We start from the raw sequence: 16962 nt of genomic DNA on the forward strand, positions 1-16962 counted from the left end.
TCATCGTTCGCGGCGGCTCGCCCGATCCGTTCCGGCCGTGCGAATGCACTTTCGGCCCTCACCGGTTGTGAACGTCGCCCAGCCAAAGCGGTTCGGTGCAACTTCGCCCGGTACTCTTGGGGCACCAAAAAGGTCGTCGAGCGAAGTGAAGCTCGACGCCGTCGGTGAAGGATGTGAACAGCACACAGGTTTGCGACTTAGGGCCCCAAGCGGCATCGGCGGCATTAGGCTGCCAGTCATCGATGACTTTGCCCCCGATACCGCTCGGAGTTTCTGGCCTATGCGACAGGAGTCGCATACCAGATGCAACAGCGGGAGCGCCGATTGGCGCTCGCCGCCACACTATCAGTCGAGCACTTTGACTATCGTGTGGGTTTCGGGATCAACGACCACGGTCCGATTGTCGATCACGGTGTATTCGTACTTCACGTTCGGCACTTTATGGAGTTCCACTTTCTCCGGCAGCGTGCTCCCGACCTTCAGCTCAATCCCCGGCAACTTGATGGAAGCCAGCGGTTCTTTCTTCACGTATTCGCGGATGGTCGTTTCCTGTTCCGGCGCCAGAACCACCGAATCCGCGATTGCGACGCTGATGCCCGACAAGAGCAACAGGCCGGCGACAGAGTTGGTGATCAACGTCTTCATTTCAATTCTCCTTCGTATGTGCCCCTTCTTCAACGCTGTCGGATGCAGCGGAACCGCCGACGGGCCTCTCGGCAATCCATGGATCAATGAGCTCGTCGCACCCATGTTTCGGCACAAAAAAGTGAAGGGCCCAATGCGCTTATGCATCAGACTTAAGTCCCAGCTTGACGCGGCGAATACCGGCAGCGCAACCGGCTGGGAACGCCAGCACGTTCGCGCACAGTGACGGCGTTCGACTGACTCGTTCCGGCGATAATCTGGGCGTCCTTTTGCCGCCCGCTCAGATCAGATCTGCATTGGGTTTTATTGTCCGTGAGCACGAGCAACAGCACCGAATGTCCTCCCGATGTGGAACGACGTTGAACGCCGCTTTCACGCGCGCTCATGGCAGCAAAAATTTCACGGCCCAGCGGTCAGGGGGTAGGGACCAGGACAGCAACCGCTGGGCCGGACGGGAGCCTGCTCCTCCCGATGGCGAGATCTGAAAATTCCGCAGCTTCAGAGCTCGCCGCCGCTCCCTGTTTCCAAAGGCGGTCTCGCCACGTTGTGTTCACCCTCGTTGCAACATTTACTGGGCTCGGCCGGAAACTATTCCAGACGGATGATCATTTTCTTAGCGGTTTTCGGGCGGCCGCGGTGTAGACGGGGGGCAAGTCACCGTTGCCCAGCGGATGTCACTCGGGGATCGGGAACTCATGTCGACATAAGCCGATACGCGCGCTTCTTCATTCTGTTCATACGCTGTCCGCGTTAGCCAAACGAAAAAAGGATACCTCAGGCGGCGATGGTCCAAGCAGGCGCGGCGCAACAGCCAATGAGGTGACGCGCCCGTATCCAATTTGGCGAAAGCGCCGCCGATCACGATGCTATTTGATGGTGATGCCTGTATCAGCATGTGCAATCATGTCGTGCCGAGTGCAGCGATTTGGAAAGCCTCGTCTGACGATGCGATCCAGGCCAGAACCGAAATTTCCACGCGGCACTCTGCCGCTAGCAGTGCCGTTCAAGCAGAGGGATTGGGGCAAGATTGATCGGCTGGTACTGCGCCAGCCTTCCTAGTCCCGCGGAGTCGCTCAACACAATCAGCCGCGCGTTGCTGCTGATCAGCTGTTCGGCCCGCAACTGCTGCATGACGCGGTTGAGGTGCGGTACGCTCAGCCCGAGGGCGTCTGCCATGACTTGCTGGGAGAACGGCAGAGCAAAACTCGTCTCCTGCGCCAGACCTACCTGGAAAAGGCGCGCATGAATCTCAAGCAAAAGGTGAGCCAACCGCTCTATCGGTGTGCGCCTGCCGAGATTGACGATGTGCTCTGCGTAGCTCGCTGCCTCCTGTGCGGCCAGCCAGCTGAGCACCAGCCCAAATTGCGGCTGTTCGTAGCAGAGACGGGTGTAGCGATCGATCCCACACACCGTGTAGGTCAGATCCGTCAGCGCCTCGACAGCATAGGTCGACCGATCGAAAAAGCTCACCGGAAAGCCGATGACGTCCCCGGGCAGGATGAGCTTGAGAATCTGGCGCTTGCCGCTCCGGAGCAGCCTGTAGCGTATGGCGTATCCATCTTGGACAAAGCACAGGCTCCGAAACGGGGAGCCTTGGATAATGAGTTCTTGCCGTTTCTTGACACAAACGTCGCGTTCGAAAATCGCTTCAAGCGCTGCGACGTCGTCCGCGTTCAGTTTCATGACACGTGTCAGTCTGGTCTTGATCGCGTGACCGTTCAGCGGCATGCAGCGTCCGATGTCGAGGGTCGTTGCCCACCGCACCATGCGGCGACTTGTTAATCTAAATCATTAATCGAAATCATCCAACGAAAGTTGCATTGACCGAGCAGTCGACGCGGCTGCGAATGGCCTTTGCTATCCGACCTGTTTTCTTGTTGGTCGGATGAAAGTGGGGCAACGACGAAGCCCCAGGGCTTTAAGCCTAGGGAGGAGAATTCGATGTCATTCAACGATAACAATCGAGCCGGCCTGTCTCGCCGCACTCTGCTGCACGCCGGTGCTGGCCTTGCGGGCAGCATGATGCTGCCTGTCTCGATCATCAGCCCGGCCTCTGCCGCCAGCGATCAGCCGGCGATGGGCACGTGGCCGGCCGGCTCGCAGGGCGATACCGTCTATATCGGCGCGACCGTGCCGCGCACCGGCGCCTATGCCGTGCAGGGTGAGGACGAGCTCAAGGGCATGCAACTGGCCGTCGAGCACATCAACGAGGGCAATGATCTGCTCAAGCAGATCGCGCCGAAAATCGACAAGGGCGTGCTCGGCAAGAAAGTGGAACTGATCGTCGCCGATTCGGCCGCCAAGCCCAACAATGCGGTGCAATCCCAGCAGACCTTCATCAACGACAAGAAGATCATCGCCATGACCGGAGCCACGTCTTCGGCAGTGGCGGTTGCACTCAACAAGTTCGCCCAGCGCGAGAAGATCCTATATCTGGTGGCAATCTCCGGCTCTAACGACACCACCGGGAAGGACTGCGCGCGCTATTCGTTCCGCCAGTGCGTCTATGGAGAGACCTGCGCCAATGCCATCGGCCCAGTGCTGGTCAAGAATTTCGGCAAAGGCAAGAAGGCGGCCTTCATGACGCCTGATTATACCTACGGCCACACGGTGACCAAGTCGGTCAACGACTACCTTACATCCCAGGGCGGCTGGGAAATGGTCACCAACCAGATCTCCCCGCTCGGAACGCAGGACTTCAGCCAGTATCTCACCAACATCGCCAATTCCGGTGCCGAGTTCATCGTCAACGTTAACTGGGGCCGCGACGCCGTGCTGTCGGTGCAGCAGGCGAAGCAGTTCGGGTTGACGCCGACCATGAAGATGGTGATCCCCTATCAGATTCCGTTCCTGGCCAAGGAAGTGGGCCCGGATCTGACCGAGGGGGTGTTCGCCGCCACCGATTTCTGGTGGACGATGGAAGATAAATTTCCACTGGCAAAAGCCTTCGTCGAGTCATTCCAGAAAAAATACAATTATCGCCCCGAATGGGGTGCGGAGAACGCCTATATGCAGTTCGCCATCTGGGCGCGGATGGTTTCGGAAGCTGGCACTTTCTATCCGCCGGACGTCATCAAGCAGTACGAGAAGGGCGAAACCTTCCCGTCGATGGTCGGCGACGTCAAGTTCCGTCCTGAGGACCACCAGCTTATTCGTCCCGTCGTCATCGTCCGCGGCAAGGCGGCCAAGGACATGAAGAACGAGGAAGACTTCTGGGATGTCGTGGAGATCGTGCCCGGCGAGGGGCTGATGCAGAAGCCGGATGCCTTTGGCTGCCAGCTTGGTGATTACACCTGACGGTCACGAAACCCTTCTTCGCCAATGCGAAGAAGGGTTTCCATCCCATTAGGCCGGTCAAAAGGCCGCGAAGCAACGTCTTCGCGGCCCTGGCCAATCGATTGCCTGCCATGATGCCGGGCAGACGGCGACGACACTCTATTCATCAATCTCAACGCGGGCGGCAGCGTGATCAATTGGGCTAATTTCATTTCGCAATGCTTCAATGGACTGGTGCTCGGCGCGCTTCTGGCGCTGATTTCCTCCGGCCTGACCATCATCTACGGCACGCTTGGCGTCCTCAACCTTGCGCATGGCGCGATGTTCATGCTCGGCGGCTATGCCGGCTGGGTCGCTTATGATTATACGGGCTCGTTTATCGTTGCGCTCATCGCCGGCTCGCTCTTCGTCATGTTGGTCGGCGTGCTGATGGAGCGCCTGATCATTCGCTACTTCTACACGCGCCCGCAGGAGGATCAGATCCTCGTTACTTTCGGTCTCGGCATCGTCTTCGTCGAGGCGGTACGCTTCTTCTTCGGCAGCCTGTCCAAGACGGTGCCGCCGCCGGCCCTGTTCCAAGGCATCACCAATCTTGGCTTCATGGTCTATCCGACGTATCGCCTTGCGTCGCTCGGCATCGTCACGGTAGCGCTGTTGGCGCTCTACCTGGTTCTCTACCGCACCCGCATAGGCATGATCGTGCGGGCCGGCATCGAGGATTCCGTCATGGTCGGGTCGCTGGGCATCGACGTCTACAAAGTCTTCATGCTGGTGTTCGGCATCGGCGCCATGGCGGCGGGCTTCGCCGGCATCGTCAACGCGCCCGTGGTATCGATCGCGCCGGACGTCGGCGAAGCGATCCTGGTGCAGACCTTCGTGGTGGTCGTCATCGGTGGTGTCGGGTCGTTCCCGGGCGCCTTGCTCGGTGGCATCATCGCCGGCGAGATCATCTCCATCACCTCGATGTTCAACCCCGGCTATGCCTATGTCATGCTTTTCGTGGCGATGACCCTCGTGCTGGTGTTCCGTCCTCACGGATTGCTCGGCACGGCAGGCCGCGAGTGAACGCGGTGCGCTCATGAACCAGAAACGCCCCTTCCTCGTCGAGGTGCTGACGGCGATCGCGCTGATCGCCGCGCCATTCATCCTGCCACATCTCGGCTTCGCGCCGACGACCATCAATCGCATCCTGATCTGGGGACTGTTCGGGCTCGGCTTCGACATCCTCTTCGGCTACACCGGCCTGCTGTCCTTCGGCCAGTCTGCCTTCTTCGGCACCGGCGGCATGTTCGCCGCCTACCTGCTGACCGAGCTGGACTTTCCTTACGTCATGGTGGGGATCATCATCGGCGCCGTCGCCGCCGGCGGCGTCGGCTACCTCGTCGGGCTGGTCGCGCTCAGGCGTACGGGCATCTATTTCGCCATGATCACAGTGGCGATCTCGGAGGTGTTCTTCTTCGTCGAGTTCAACCCGCTGTCAGAGTACACCGGAGGCGAGAACGGCCTGCCGGGCGTGCCGACGCCGAGCATCTCGCTTGGCTTTACGACGTTCAGGTTCAATTCCGACTGGACCATGTATATCTTCCTGGCGTTCTGGTATTTCGTCGGCCTGGTGGTGGCGCTGCGCATCGTGCGCTCGCCAGTCGGAGCGATCCTTTCGGCCATCCGCGACAATCCGCTGCGCGCGGCGGCACTCGGCCACAATATCCACGCCTACAAGCATACCGCATTCGTGGTGGCCGCAATCTATGCCGGCTTCGCCGGTGGCCTGCTCGGCGTGATGCAGGGCTTCATGCCGCCCGACGCCTTCATGTTCGACACTTCCGGCCAACTCGTCATGCAGACCGCGATAGGCGGGGCCGGCACGCTGTTCGGGCCGCTGATCGGCGCCACCGTGTGGCTTTTCCTCAGCGATTTCTTCCAGAACGTGCTGCATCTCGGCGCGACATGGAAGCTGGTGCTCGGCATCGTTTTCGTTCTGCTGGTCGTCTTCCTGAGGCGCGGCATCGTCGGCGCCATCGCGGATGTCTACGCCCTGGCGACCGGCGCCAGGAAATCCGCCGAGCCGATCGAGGCGACGGCCGCTGCCGCCGCGATCGCCCCGGCTGCCCCCCCGACCCTCGCCGAGGCGATGCCGGCGCGACATCGTCCGACGGACCACGCTTCCGGCCCCATCCTGCAGGCCAACGGGTTGAGCAAGCGCTATGGCGGGCTGATGGCCAACAGCGATATCGACTTCACCATCTCTCACGGTGAGATGCGCGGCATCATCGGGCCCAACGGCGCCGGCAAGAGCACCTTCTTCAAGATGCTGACCTGCGAGGTGGCGCCGACCTCGGGCAAGATCGTGTTCGAGGGCCGCGACATCACCGGCATGAGCGTGACCGACGTCTGCCAGCTCGGACTGACCAAGAGCTACCAGATCAACCAGCTCTTCGACCGGCTGACCGTCAGGCAGAATCTGACCATTGCCGCGCTTGGCGAAACCCGCGGCAAGTTCAGGCTCGACCTGTTCCGCAACATCGGCAAGATCCCGGGCCTGAGCGAGCAGGTCGAGCGCACGCTGGCCCTGGTCAACCTGACGCATCGTCCGGACACGCCGGTGTCGGAGCTCGCCTATGGCGAGAAGCGCCGGCTGGAGATCGGCCTGGCGCTGGCGACGTCGCCCAGCCTGCTGCTTCTCGACGAGCCGCTTGCCGGCATGAGCCCGCGCGAGCGCGTCGAAACGGTGGCGCTGCTGAAGTCGATCGCGCGCGGCCGTACCATGATCATCATCGACCACGACATGGATTCGCTTTTCGAACTGGCAGAGACGGTCACCGTGCTGCAGGAAGGCAGGGTCCTCGTCCACGGCACGCCGGAAGAGATCAAGACCAATTCGAAAGTGCAGGAAGCCTATCTCGGCGGCGTCCACGGAGAGATGGCATGAGCCTGCTCGAGGTCAGGGGCCTGAACAGCTACTACGGTGACAGCCACATCCTGTTCGACGTGTCGATTCGGGTGGAGAAGAACGAGGTCGTCGCGCTTCTCGGCCGCAACGGCGCCGGCAAGTCGACCACTCTCAAGAGCCTGATGGGTATCGTCACGCCGCGCAGCGGCAGCATCATGCTCGGCGGCGAGGAGCTGGCGGGCAGGAAGGCGCACAGCATCGCCCGTCTTGGTATGCAGTTGGTGCACGAGGAGCGGCGCATTTTCGGCAGCCTGAATGTTGAGGAGAACCTGGTCCTCGCCGGCCTGACCGCTGAGAACAGGTGGTCCCTCGACAGAATTTACGCGATGTTTCCCCGCCTGAAAGAGCGGCGCGCCAGCCGCGGAACCGACCTCTCCGGCGGCGAACAGCAGATGCTGGCGATCGCCCGCGCGCTCGTACGTGACCCGAAGATCATACTGCTCGACGAGCCATTCGAAGGGCTTGCGCCAGTCATCGTCCAGGATCTCGTCAAAGCCTGTCGAGAACTTGCCGAGGAAGGGCGGACCATGGTCTTGGTGGAACAGAATCTTGCCGCAACGCTGACGCTTGCGAAGAGGGTTTATATCATCAACAACGGGCACATCGCCCAAGAGTCGACGGCAGCCGAGGTCAAAGCCAAGCCGGAACTCCTGCAACGCTATCTCGGGGTGTAGTGGGAGCTGTCCGCGCAAGTTGCGCAAAGCGCTCGCCCGATGCGCCAGGCGAGTTTCGGCAACAAAAACTGCAATGGCCTGCGCCGCAGGCCCGAGTTCTTTTGCCCTGATGTTTTTTTAAAAAAGCAGGCCAGCTGGCTTTTCACGGGCCCCAGCCAATCGGATGACAGCGCAAATTATCCTTCCTGCTGCAATCTCGTTCAATAGTCCCGAACGGCAACGAGACGGCTATCTCGGATAGTGGCCACCACGAGCCGGCCGTTCGGACGGTATTTCGGCAACGCAGCCGCCTGATCCTCTATGGTTGCGCCATCAATTCCGCACAAGGCACCCCCGAGCAACCAATTCTGACCAATCCTGTCGTCCACCACAGCTATGTAATCCCCGTCGGCCGGGTAACCCATCAACCCTATCTGCTCATATTCTTCCAATTCGCGCATGTGAGTTTACATGCCTCCAAAGGACATCGTCTTCATATCTATGGATGGTAAGGCCCCGCGCATGCAGTGGCGACCCGGCACCACCCCAACGGGTGCCGGGCCGCAAGGAAGTGCCCGCGCGGTCGCACTTCCTCGAACACATGCCTGATGGACCATCAAGAGCTGCTCGACCGAGGGATCGACGACTCGTTGGCGCAAATTACGAGCGCAAGTTGTCGCGAGGCTCCGGCCTGTTGGCGGGCTTGAGACAGCCATACGGCTCTATGCTCCTGAGCAAGACCTCTCATGGCCGAGCGCGCCGCAGGGGTGATTTCGTACGCGCCGCAAAAGGCGCATTGGAACTCGGCCAGCCGGTGCCCGAGATCGGCTTCCAGGGCGGCTCCCTCACAGATCGGGCAGGTGGATGGATAATATTTACGGGCTCTGTCAAAGGGCACGACATTCATGCGCGGGCACCGCTTTTTTCGGCAATAAATTCTGTCATAGACTGGCGCACCCTCTGCCGGCCCAGCGGTTGCATGGAGACAACAACCGCTGGGCCTGACGGGAGCGTCGTTCCGAACGCAAAGCGCTCGCCGTCATGACTCGATCCGATACCTCCGGTAACTCCGACAGACATGCCGGTTTGTCGGATATGCCGAAGGTCATCCTTGCTGCTCCACTTACCAGGCAGGGGCGCGAACTATTCCCAGCCAGAAGACATTTATTTTCATACGCAATTCGTTCGGAACCGGTCCGGATAGGTCTCGTTGTGCCCACAGTCCATTAGCCGCCTGCGAGGGCGAACGCGCCTCATTGTCAACAGGAGAATCCCTCATGATCCGCACCACTTTAACCATGACGGCATTGGCTACATTCGTTTCTTTGTCCAATTTCGCATATGCGGTCCAGCCGGCCACAACCCAGCAGGCCCAAGCCGTGTCTGGTCGCTTGGCCTCCAATATGATCGGCGACAAGGTCTATAACGGCACCAGCGACAACGCTGACAATGTCGGCTCCGTCGACGACCTCTTGATCGGCGAGAACGGCGCTGTGGATTCGGTTATCGTCAGCGTTGGAGGCTTGCTCGGAGTGGGGGAAAAGGACGTGGCCATCCCATTCAGCGCCGTCAAATGGGCAGAGAATGACGGCGGGCACCGGCTCGTGATCAATGCGACGGCCGACGACCTAAAGGCGAAACCGAACTTCGACCGCAAATCCTATGACACGGCCAGGGCAAACAGCGCCGCGACCGCCGAGACGAAGACCGACAGCATGGCAGCGGCGCCAGCGAACACCTCGACCGAGCCGGCCACGACCGCCGCGATCGGCTCGAAAGACAAGGCTTCGATGACGCCTGTCGATCCTGGAAGAATCCGCGCCGAGGAACTTGTCGGCACGACCGTATATGGCGCCAACGACACGAAGGTGGGCGAGATCGGCGACGTGGTCCTTACAAAGGACGGCAAGGTTGACGCGGTCATCGTCGATGTCGGCGGTTTCCTGGGCATCGGTGAGAAGGAAGTGGCCCTAGGCATGGACAAGCTTTCATTCATGCAAGATCACAGCGGCAGCAAATACCTCTATACTAACTTCACCAAGGATCAGTTGGAGGCCCAGCCCGCCTACGACAAAAGCACATGGGCCGAAAACCGCAACAATCAGCGCATGATTGTACAGTAGTCATTCGGGGGCCGCTCCGATCCCGGGCGGCCCCTTCCCCACCCATCCGCTTTCCGAACGGCGCCCATCTCGAGCACCTGGCGGCGGGAGCCCTCCTTTTTGATGCGGACTGATGCAGGCTTCCCTCAGGAAGCCTGGACAACGCGTAAACCCTAACTTCCCTCCCGCCACATGCGACGTCGTCATTGGCTTCACGGTGATGCCAGCAAGTGCGCCGGTTTGAGCCGAATGCTCACGGCGCGCCATGAAGCTCGGGAACGCGAGATCTTCTCACGCGCAGCCAATGAACTCAGCTTGCTGCCGATCAGATTTCGGCCCCGTACGTCAGCTTCCGCTACTCATTTGGGCGACGTTGATTGCCGCTCGTTCGCCGTCCGTGGTGGTCTCCTGACTACCAACGGTGCGCAGAGCTTTTTCCGCAAAGCCTAAGGTCCAGGGATGCAACCGAGCTCACCGGTCGCACAAAGTTGCGACTGTCATGGAATAGTTTCTGCTCGAGATCGGTAGATGCAGCAACGAGGTGAAGTTTGTCCGTGCTCGCCACTTTGTACAATTTTCGGGTGCTCAGCCCTAGGGTTTCTGGAGCTGCAATGTGGGAGACGAGCGCACGAGGATCTGCGCCGAGGCGATCGAGACCGAAAGTTCTGCCGCTCGGACCCAGCATCCCCCTGCCCCGCCTCTTGATCTGGGTCACCCCCGCCGAGAAAACCCCACCATGTCGGTCGATAGACCGATCGCCACATGACAAGCGTCCACCACGGCGCTGGAAAGCAACCTGAAACACAGGTGTCTCAAAGGGAGGAAACTATGGAACAAGCACTTTCACAACGCTTCGAGGCTTACCGACCGTCCAAGACCCTGTGGTTCTGGACCGTCGTATGTGCCGTTGTGCTGACGATGATCGTCGGCTTCACGGCCGGAGGCTGGACGACGGCCGGGACGGCGGCCGAGATGGCCAAGACATCCGCGATCAAGGCAAAGGCCGAGCTGGCAGCTAATCTCTGCGTCCAGAAATTCATTACAGCGTCCAATGCCAGTGATAACCTCGCCAAGCTGAAGGGAACGTCTTCTTATCAGCGAGACAGCTTCATCAGCGATGGTGGGTGGGTGAAACTGTCCGGAATAAAGAACGATGTGGTGGGTGCAGCAGATCTGTGTGCTGAGAAGCTGTCAGCCATGGACACAATCCCGGCGAACAGCGTGGCTCAGGAGAACACCAAGAGTTGATTTCTTCGTTTTCGCCCGGTGACGCGCTGTGTGTCGCTGGGCGCTGCTCGCGACGGAGGCGCAGCCATGCATGAAGCGTGGTTTTCAAGGCCGGTGACAGTTGCCATCGGCATATCTGGAGAGATCAACAATGTGTGCAACGCCAGCCAAGCAGTCGACATGCTCACCAAGCATTGGCGCAGTTCAGGAAGTCAGAAGCATCTGGCGGCGCTCAGAGCTTGCCGCCAAGCTATGAACGGTGGCATCGCGGCTGATGTCGCCAGGGATGCCTTGGTCGGCGCGGCTCGAGAGGCGCACATGCTCGTAGAATAAGTTAGCCCGTCGCATGGAACAACGCAGTTCGTCGCTCGGCTTCCTACCGGCCAGATTGCAAATTAGACGGCGTGGGTGCCTCGGTTTCGTCCGTGTCACCCTTGCAATTCTGTTTGTTGCAGCGTCCGCCAACACCACGGGGGTCCGAGCAGAAGCTCGCCCGCTTCCTCTTCCTCGCTTTGCCTCGCTAAAGGCTTCGTCCGCCAATCTGCGTATCGGCCCCGGCAGAGCCTATAGTATTGAATGGGTCTTCAAACGACAGGGCGTCCCCTTTGAGATTTATCAGGAGTACGGCAATTGGCGCCGGGTAAGATATTGGGACGGAAGCTCCGGCTGGATCCATCACTCGCTTCTGTCAGGACGCAGAACTGGCATCGTCGCTCCCTGGTCGAAAGATCGCCTTGCTTTGTACGCGAAGCCGTCAGTTCGCAGCGGAATCGTTGCTTGGCTCGAGCCTCGCGTTGAAGTCACGCTCAGCTGGTGCGACGGACAGTGGTGCGCGGTCGCGGCCGGTCCCTCAATAGGTTTTATGAAACAAGTGGGGCTGTGGGGCGTCTACCCCGGTGAAGTGCTCTAGATTGGTGGCGGTCAACGGTTTTTGGGCAAGGCCTCAGATCTTGCGGAAAGCGTACAACTGAGTGTAGTGCTGCAGAATTGAGGGGAATTCCGATGAATGGCGCCACGGTTTTGGTCGTCGAAGACGAGGCTATGATCCTGCTCGAGATCGAATCCGGGCTGATTGAGGCCGGATTTACTGTTCTTGCCGCCAACGATGTCGAACAGGCTGTGACCATTTTCGATGAGAACGCTTCGAAAGTCCGGGCTCTTCTTACCGACATTCGATTGGGTCCGGGCAAATTGGGTTGGGAACTCGCCCGGCATGTGCGTTGCGCCAATCCTGTCATGCCTGTCGTCTATGTGAGTGCCACAGTGCGATCCATTGGGGCGCGGAGGGAGTGCCAAACAGCGTCATGATTGCAAAGCCGTTTGTGCCAGCTCAGGTCATCACGGCAATCTCCTTGCTGCTCAATCAACAGCAGCCGGGGAGCGAACCAGAAGCACAAGCATCTGCCTTAGGCGGAGATCCACTCCGATAGCCCCATGGCTGCCGCCCAACACACGCGGCACAATGTTGCGGTGGCGACGGGCCGCTGGCTCAAGGGGCTTCGCTACACGATTGGGATTGCGGCGCGACTGCACCAATCGCTGCCCCGCAGGGAGTTGGATTCGTCACTCTGCCTCGGAAGGCTGCCCACACCGTGCGGATTCGATTCCAATATCAGATAAGCCGATGTTCTACCGCGGACCCAACAGGTACTTCGCTTCTCGAACAAGCGAACTCCAACTCCGTCCCAGGAATGCAATGAGTTCCAGAGCCTGCGCTTCGGTTATTCCGGTCTCTCGGACGAGTTTTTCAATCAGCTCGTCCTGCGAAAGCTTTTGACCATCCTCTGCCATCGTTGCTCCCCTTGGTACATTCAACGATTAACATTTGATGTTGGTTCCGCATAAGCCGTTGAATTTAGTCGAAAACTCTGCGTGCGCGTCAGGCTGCCCTGCTCGGCATCGCTGGCTATTTCGCCGGCGTGGTGCAGGCACCAATGACGGCTTTCGTCATCATCCTCCACATGGCCGGCAATCACGACAACGTCATTGCCCTGATGTGCGCGGCGATGTTGGGCTACGGCGCGGCCCGCCTCGTCTCGCGCGAGCCGCTCTACCATGCATTGCCGCGCGTGTTCATGGCAGAGGCGATCCGAAGGCGCAGGCTGGAGGGTTCTGACGATGCAGTCAAAGCCCAGCGGCCGAAGCAAACAGGCTTGTGCCCAACCTCAGAAACGACCTCTCCAGTCCGGTCTAATCCGGATGCTGGAGGCATCATGCCGATGAGCCGACGGCTGTGGGCGCGGCCACCTACAACGGTGCGACGTTCAACGAGCCGAAAGCTAGTGCCCGCATCTCAATGCCAAAAAGCTATTACGCACGAGGCGAAATCTCTTTCACAGCACCCATCGGAACGCCCGCCTGAGCTCGGCAGTGCCATCTTTGTCATACCACCGGCCGTGCGAGATGATGACGCGCTCCGGACGCCAGGCGAGCATCTGTTGCACCGCCGTGCGCAGCGCCTTGCGGCGACGCAAGAAGCTCAGCCGCATGTCGATGGGCGCCTTGCCGTCGGGGTCGGCGGCGCCCGCGAGTTTTACGAGCAATTTCAAGAACCAGCTGTGTACCCGCTTTGGCTCGAAGTTCTCAATCAGGTCGGTGAGGATCAGAGTTCTTGTGGCGCGGTGGAACAGGACAGCTTCGGTGAGCACATCGCCGCGAACCACTAAAAGGTCGACCTCGCCAGGCCATGGCGAGTGTCGCCCCACCAGAAGCCGGTCCACCTCAATCGGACGCTTGGCCCGCTTCTGCAAACCGCGCACCGCCAGAACTTCGGCGTTGGGAATGGCGGCTTTCCAGTCCGGCACCCACCAATAGTGCAACGAGTTCGGAGCAATCAGAAATCGGACTGGGCCGAGCACATCGACTGCGGACCGCAGCTCCGGCGTGAGAGCGACAGGCGAGTGGAGCGCCAGATCGCCGTTGCGGAGCCGCAGGACTGTCATACGCGTGCTGAAGGGAAATTTCACCAACCTGAGATCATACTCTATCGGTGGTCCATCCACGATCCACACGTCCGAAGCGACCGGCTTGAGGACATTGATGGGCTCGTACAAGCTCAACGTTGACCGACCGTTCAAAAATTCCTCAGGTCTCGGCATCAGCTGTCAATCCTCGGACTGCTCCGGCGTAGTTGCGTAGCCAGTTCCGCGCTGGCGCGCCGCCAGCCATTCACGCACAGCAAGGCGGACGACCTCCGATCTCGCGACGCTCATTTCAGCGGCGGCGGCGGCCAATGCAGCTTCCACACCGGGGTCGAATGAAATCCACCGGGATTGCCGCAGCATTGTCGCGGCGGGGATGTCGGAACCAAGCGCCTCAGCCGGGGAAAGCGGATTTGGGCCGCCAGATTCCTTAGTCATGTCGACAAGTCGGACCACAGATTGGTCGAAACATCATAACTGCGGATGCGAACAACCCATTCTTTCCTGATCGTGGCCAGGACGAGCCGGCAACCTTGCGGATAATAGCGAGGCAGCGCCGCCGCCTGGTCGGCGATAACAGCACCGTTCAAGCCGCACAGCTCGCCTCCGAGCAGCCACTCTTGACGGCGGCTGGCGCCGACCACCGCGATATAGTCTCCATCGCAGGGATAGCCGATGAGCCCAACTTCCTCGTAGTCTTCAAGTTTGCGGATCGCGTTTGCCGCAGCCAAATCCGGATACCTCTCGGTAGTCGAAGATTGGACACAAGCACTTCTGGAACGGCCCGGCACCACCCCAACCTGACGCCGGGCCGCAAGGAAGTGCCCGCGGGCGCGCACTTCTGACTCTCGTGACGCGGATCTCACGATGCGCCCCGCGACAGCGTCTCGTTTGCACAGGCAACGACCGGGATCGTGGAATGCTGTTGTCGAGCCTGCGATAGCCACATCGTTCGGGTCTCCCGAGACAGCCCCTTCATTGCAACGCGCGCTGCCGAAGTTAATTCAAAGGGCCCGCAAGAAGCGCACTGAAACTCCACCTTGCGGGGCGCGATGTCGGCCTCCAAGGCCGGTCCAGCGCAGATCGGACATTTTGAGGGATAGTATCTTCTCTGAAACGACAAAACATTCATCGCACAAGCCTTCTTTCAGGCCTTATCGAGAGCGACGCCGCCGAGAGCGAAGGCAGCGGCGGCAGCGGATTGGCGGGTGGAGCGCGGTTCCGCGCCGCGGCGGTCAACCTCTGGTCTTGGGAGCAACATTCCGCCGGGTGGCGACTTCAATTTGCTTTGCTTCCACTTCGAGCCGGTCCGGCGCGGCGGAGCCCATCAAGGCATAGGCGGTGCCTCCCGATTGCCAGTAGACTGTCGGCACACGGCCGTCGGTGGCCGGGGTGGGCGGCACCGCATCCTCGCCATTCATCGGGGCAGCCACAAGCGTGATGCGGCCAACGCTTGGCGTATCGGCTGTGACAACGAGGCTTTGTTTCCCGTTCCACGGCTGCACCTGAACGTCTCTCACTACCCATACCGACGGTAGGGTCGGCATGCTCACGTTAACGGCGCCGACCAGCCGTTCGATCTTGTCCTGCTTCGGCTCGACACCTCTCTCCGGGCCTGCGTTCAGCTGCGCGACCCGCAAGGCATCGCGCGCGCCAAGGATAAAGGTTTCGTCGGCCGTCTTGCCTCCCTGGCGGAGGGGCACGGTCAAAGAGTTCGCGCCCCAGCCGATCGCAACCAGCACGACAGCGGCGACTTGGAGTCTGACCAGGCCGAGCATCTTTGCGCGGCGAAATGCACTCTCCAGTTGCTTCGCCCTCTCTACGCTAGCCCCAGGCGGAAACAGCCGCCGTGGCTGTGAGGCGCGCAACGCCTCCATGCGTTGTGCATGAGCAAAGACCTCCGCCGCCAGCTCCGGCTCACGTGCGAGGCGGGCTTGCAGGTCGGATCTCTGCGATGCAGAGAGCTCGCCATCCAGAAGGCGACTGATATCCTCTTCGGAAATCCCATCAGTAGGCCGCATCACGCCCTCCCACGATCTTGAGGCGGGAAGACCCGCCATCTTTGTCTTCCAGGTTTTGCTTCAGCGCCGCTCGGGCGCGGCTGAGGCGCGACATCACAGTCCCTGCCGGCACACCCAGAAGATTAGCGGTCTCTGAATATGTGAAACCCAGCACCGCGACCAGATGCAGTATCTCGGCTTGCTCGGCCGGCATTCGCGTCAGCGCCCTTTGTACCTTCGCGAGTTCAGCCGAATGCTCCTGCGAGGGCGGTAAGGCCGACTCCGCTACATCCGCAAATGATGCCATGCGCTGCCGGGTGGCAACGGCACGGCTGGCATTCGTGAGGAACGTATTACGGACGATGGTGATGAGCCAGGGCAGCACGGGCCGTGAAGTGTCGTAGCTGGCGGCCATCGTCAGTGCGCGGGCAAGCGCCTCCTGGACCAAGTCGTCCGCGTCGGCATCGTTGCCGGTAAGGACGCGGCCGTAACGCCAAAGATCCTCTAGGTGCGGTATGACGTCCAATCTGGTTTTCATATCACCAAGGTATCTTCTTTTGCGTCACTTCAGGATCTCCATTTTGAATCTTTGACGGGTAGACGGCCCAGCGGGCAGGGACAGCTACCGCTGGGCCGTCTGGGAGCGTGCTCCTCCCGGTTCCAAGATCTGGGCGCCATGAATCCTCAGATGCTTGCGCCGCTCCCGTGTCCGATAATGGCTCGACAGGTCTTGTGCTCACCCTCCTTGCACCATTTACCGAGGCCGGCCGGAAACTATTCCAAGCAACAAAGAAAATATTCGGGGGGGGGCGAGCCGACGCTCCTCGGTGTAGGAAGCTGGAATAGAATCCGCTGCTCGGCGGTATCAACGTGGAGCCGGCTCCTGGACGACTGGGGCTGGAGCAAGGGTGAGGCGGGTCGCGATGCCGCTGGGCGAGATCTTTGCAAACACGTTCGCCGCTATGTTGCTAATATGTGGCCTCGCCCTGATTTTCCTGGTTGCCGGCAGGCCGCTCTTCCCGAGGCGCCAAGCACGAATGATCGTCCTTCTGCCAGCCGGTCCGGACATGACAGCTTCGATCCGCGACAAGCGCCAACAACTGCCAGGCTATTTCAATCTTGCGCTCGCACCAAGGAAACCAACGGCATTGCGATAGACCCTCTCCCGCGGCCAGGCGAGCTTTGGCT

16 protein-coding genes and 1 pseudogene are annotated in these 16962 nt (G+C 60.2%); 10 read left to right on the forward strand and 7 right to left on the reverse strand.

What is annotated here, in order from left to right:
* Window positions 1-345: 345 nt before the first annotated feature.
* A complete protein-coding gene (locus FJW06_RS22980) occupies window positions 346-645 on the reverse strand; it encodes a DUF1236 domain-containing protein (RefSeq protein ID WP_140754787.1) in 300 nt (99 codons plus the stop codon).
* Between the two features lie 990 nt (window positions 646-1635).
* Complete coding sequence (locus tag FJW06_RS22985; RefSeq protein ID WP_181178512.1) at window positions 1636-2373, reverse strand: Crp/Fnr family transcriptional regulator; 738 nt, start codon at window positions 2371-2373, stop codon at window positions 1636-1638.
* Between the two features lie 213 nt (window positions 2374-2586).
* On the opposite strand from FJW06_RS22985, the gene FJW06_RS22990 reads away from it, so the two are divergent.
* From FJW06_RS22990 to FJW06_RS23005, 4 genes are all read left to right on the forward strand, one after another.
* Window positions 2587-3942: a substrate-binding protein gene (locus FJW06_RS22990; protein ID WP_140754791.1), complete on the forward strand. Its 1356-nt coding sequence runs from the start codon at window positions 2587-2589 to the stop codon at window positions 3940-3942.
* 168 nt (window positions 3943-4110) lie between these two features.
* A complete protein-coding gene (locus FJW06_RS22995; protein ID WP_140754793.1) occupies window positions 4111-4986 on the forward strand; it encodes a branched-chain amino acid ABC transporter permease in 876 nt (291 codons plus the stop codon).
* 13 nt (window positions 4987-4999) lie between these two features.
* A complete protein-coding gene (locus FJW06_RS23000) occupies window positions 5000-6850 on the forward strand; it encodes a branched-chain amino acid ABC transporter ATP-binding protein/permease (RefSeq protein ID WP_140754795.1) in 1851 nt (616 codons plus the stop codon).
* The gene (locus FJW06_RS23005; protein ID WP_140754797.1) at window positions 6847-7545 is read left to right on the forward strand and encodes an ABC transporter ATP-binding protein; all 699 of its coding nucleotides are present in this window, start codon (window positions 6847-6849) and stop codon (window positions 7543-7545) included. Before FJW06_RS23000 ends, FJW06_RS23005 begins: the two co-directional genes overlap by 4 nt.
* 200 nt (window positions 7546-7745) lie before the next feature.
* On the opposite strand, the gene FJW06_RS23010 is transcribed toward FJW06_RS23005, so the two are convergent.
* The gene (locus tag FJW06_RS23010; RefSeq protein WP_140754799.1) at window positions 7746-7985 is read right to left on the reverse strand and encodes a hypothetical protein; all 240 of its coding nucleotides are present in this window, start codon (window positions 7983-7985) and stop codon (window positions 7746-7748) included.
* 816 nt (window positions 7986-8801) lie between these two features.
* Here FJW06_RS23010 and FJW06_RS23015 point away from each other — a divergent pair.
* The 6 genes and pseudogenes from FJW06_RS23015 to FJW06_RS23040 form a co-directional block, all read left to right on the forward strand.
* Window positions 8802-9647, forward strand: coding sequence for a PRC-barrel domain-containing protein (locus tag FJW06_RS23015; protein WP_140754801.1), 846 nt, complete (start codon window positions 8802-8804; stop codon window positions 9645-9647).
* Between the two features lie 807 nt (window positions 9648-10454).
* The gene (locus FJW06_RS23020) at window positions 10455-10874 is read left to right on the forward strand and encodes a hypothetical protein (protein WP_140754804.1); all 420 of its coding nucleotides are present in this window, start codon (window positions 10455-10457) and stop codon (window positions 10872-10874) included.
* A gap of 66 nt (window positions 10875-10940) precedes the next feature.
* The gene (locus FJW06_RS23025) at window positions 10941-11186 is read left to right on the forward strand and encodes a DUF982 domain-containing protein (RefSeq protein ID WP_140754806.1); all 246 of its coding nucleotides are present in this window, start codon (window positions 10941-10943) and stop codon (window positions 11184-11186) included.
* 13 nt (window positions 11187-11199) lie between these two features.
* Window positions 11200-11763, forward strand: a complete 564-nt coding sequence (locus FJW06_RS23030) for an SH3 domain-containing protein (RefSeq protein WP_140754808.1) — start codon at window positions 11200-11202, stop codon at window positions 11761-11763.
* Between the two features lie 92 nt (window positions 11764-11855).
* Entirely contained in the window at window positions 11856-12161 is a 306-nt protein-coding gene (locus tag FJW06_RS23035) for a response regulator (RefSeq protein WP_246674794.1), read from the forward strand.
* Between the two features lie 575 nt (window positions 12162-12736).
* A pseudogene (locus tag FJW06_RS23040) lies at window positions 12737-12955 on the forward strand (chloride channel protein); the annotation flags it as partial.
* A gap of 231 nt (window positions 12956-13186) precedes the next feature.
* On the opposite strand, the gene FJW06_RS23045 reads toward FJW06_RS23040, so the two are convergent.
* From FJW06_RS23045 to FJW06_RS23065, 4 genes are all read right to left on the reverse strand, one after another.
* Window positions 13187-13951 (reverse strand): DUF4336 domain-containing protein, encoded by a 765-nt coding sequence (locus tag FJW06_RS23045; RefSeq protein WP_140754810.1) that lies wholly within the window; start codon window positions 13949-13951, stop codon window positions 13187-13189.
* 257 nt (window positions 13952-14208) lie between these two features.
* A complete protein-coding gene (locus tag FJW06_RS23055) occupies window positions 14209-14505 on the reverse strand; it encodes a hypothetical protein (RefSeq protein WP_140754812.1) in 297 nt (98 codons plus the stop codon).
* A 504-nt stretch (window positions 14506-15009) separates the two neighbouring features.
* A complete protein-coding gene (locus tag FJW06_RS23060; protein WP_140754814.1) occupies window positions 15010-15795 on the reverse strand; it encodes a hypothetical protein in 786 nt (261 codons plus the stop codon).
* On the reverse strand, window positions 15782-16300 hold the full coding sequence (locus FJW06_RS23065) for a sigma-70 family RNA polymerase sigma factor (protein WP_246674795.1): 519 nt from the start codon (window positions 16298-16300) through the stop codon (window positions 15782-15784). Before FJW06_RS23065 ends, FJW06_RS23060 begins: the two co-directional genes overlap by 14 nt.
* Between the last annotated feature and the right edge of the window lie 662 nt (window positions 16301-16962).

The sequence above is a fragment of the Mesorhizobium sp. B4-1-3 genome, assembly GCF_006439355.1.
GTDB lineage: Bacteria > Pseudomonadota > Alphaproteobacteria > Rhizobiales > Rhizobiaceae > Mesorhizobium.

Excerpts from the sequence above, each read along its gene's own strand:
- FJW06_RS23020 (WP_140754804.1), top strand. The coding sequence starts at position 10,455 with ATGGAACAAGCACTTTCACAACGCTTCGAGGCTTACCGACCGTCCAAG.
- FJW06_RS23060 (WP_140754814.1), bottom strand. The coding sequence starts at position 15,795 with ATGCGGCCTACTGATGGGATTTCCGAAGAGGATATCAGTCGCCTTCTG.
- FJW06_RS23025 (WP_140754806.1), top strand. The coding sequence starts at position 10,941 with ATGCATGAAGCGTGGTTTTCAAGGCCGGTGACAGTTGCCATCGGCATA.
- FJW06_RS23010 (WP_140754799.1), bottom strand. The coding sequence starts at position 7,985 with ATGCGCGAATTGGAAGAATATGAGCAGATAGGGTTGATGGGTTACCCG.
- FJW06_RS23045 (WP_140754810.1), bottom strand. The coding sequence starts at position 13,951 with ATGCCGAGACCTGAGGAATTTTTGAACGGTCGGTCAACGTTGAGCTTG.
- FJW06_RS23000 (WP_140754795.1), top strand. The coding sequence starts at position 5,000 with ATGAACCAGAAACGCCCCTTCCTCGTCGAGGTGCTGACGGCGATCGCG.
- FJW06_RS22985 (WP_181178512.1), bottom strand. The coding sequence starts at position 2,373 with ATGCCGCTGAACGGTCACGCGATCAAGACCAGACTGACACGTGTCATG.
- FJW06_RS23005 (WP_140754797.1), top strand. The coding sequence starts at position 6,847 with ATGAGCCTGCTCGAGGTCAGGGGCCTGAACAGCTACTACGGTGACAGC.
- FJW06_RS22980 (WP_140754787.1), bottom strand. The coding sequence starts at position 645 with ATGAAGACGTTGATCACCAACTCTGTCGCCGGCCTGTTGCTCTTGTCG.
- FJW06_RS23035 (WP_246674794.1), top strand. The coding sequence starts at position 11,856 with ATGAATGGCGCCACGGTTTTGGTCGTCGAAGACGAGGCTATGATCCTG.
- FJW06_RS23030 (WP_140754808.1), top strand. The coding sequence starts at position 11,200 with ATGGAACAACGCAGTTCGTCGCTCGGCTTCCTACCGGCCAGATTGCAA.
- FJW06_RS23015 (WP_140754801.1), top strand. The coding sequence starts at position 8,802 with ATGATCCGCACCACTTTAACCATGACGGCATTGGCTACATTCGTTTCT.
- FJW06_RS22990 (WP_140754791.1), top strand. The coding sequence starts at position 2,587 with ATGTCATTCAACGATAACAATCGAGCCGGCCTGTCTCGCCGCACTCTG.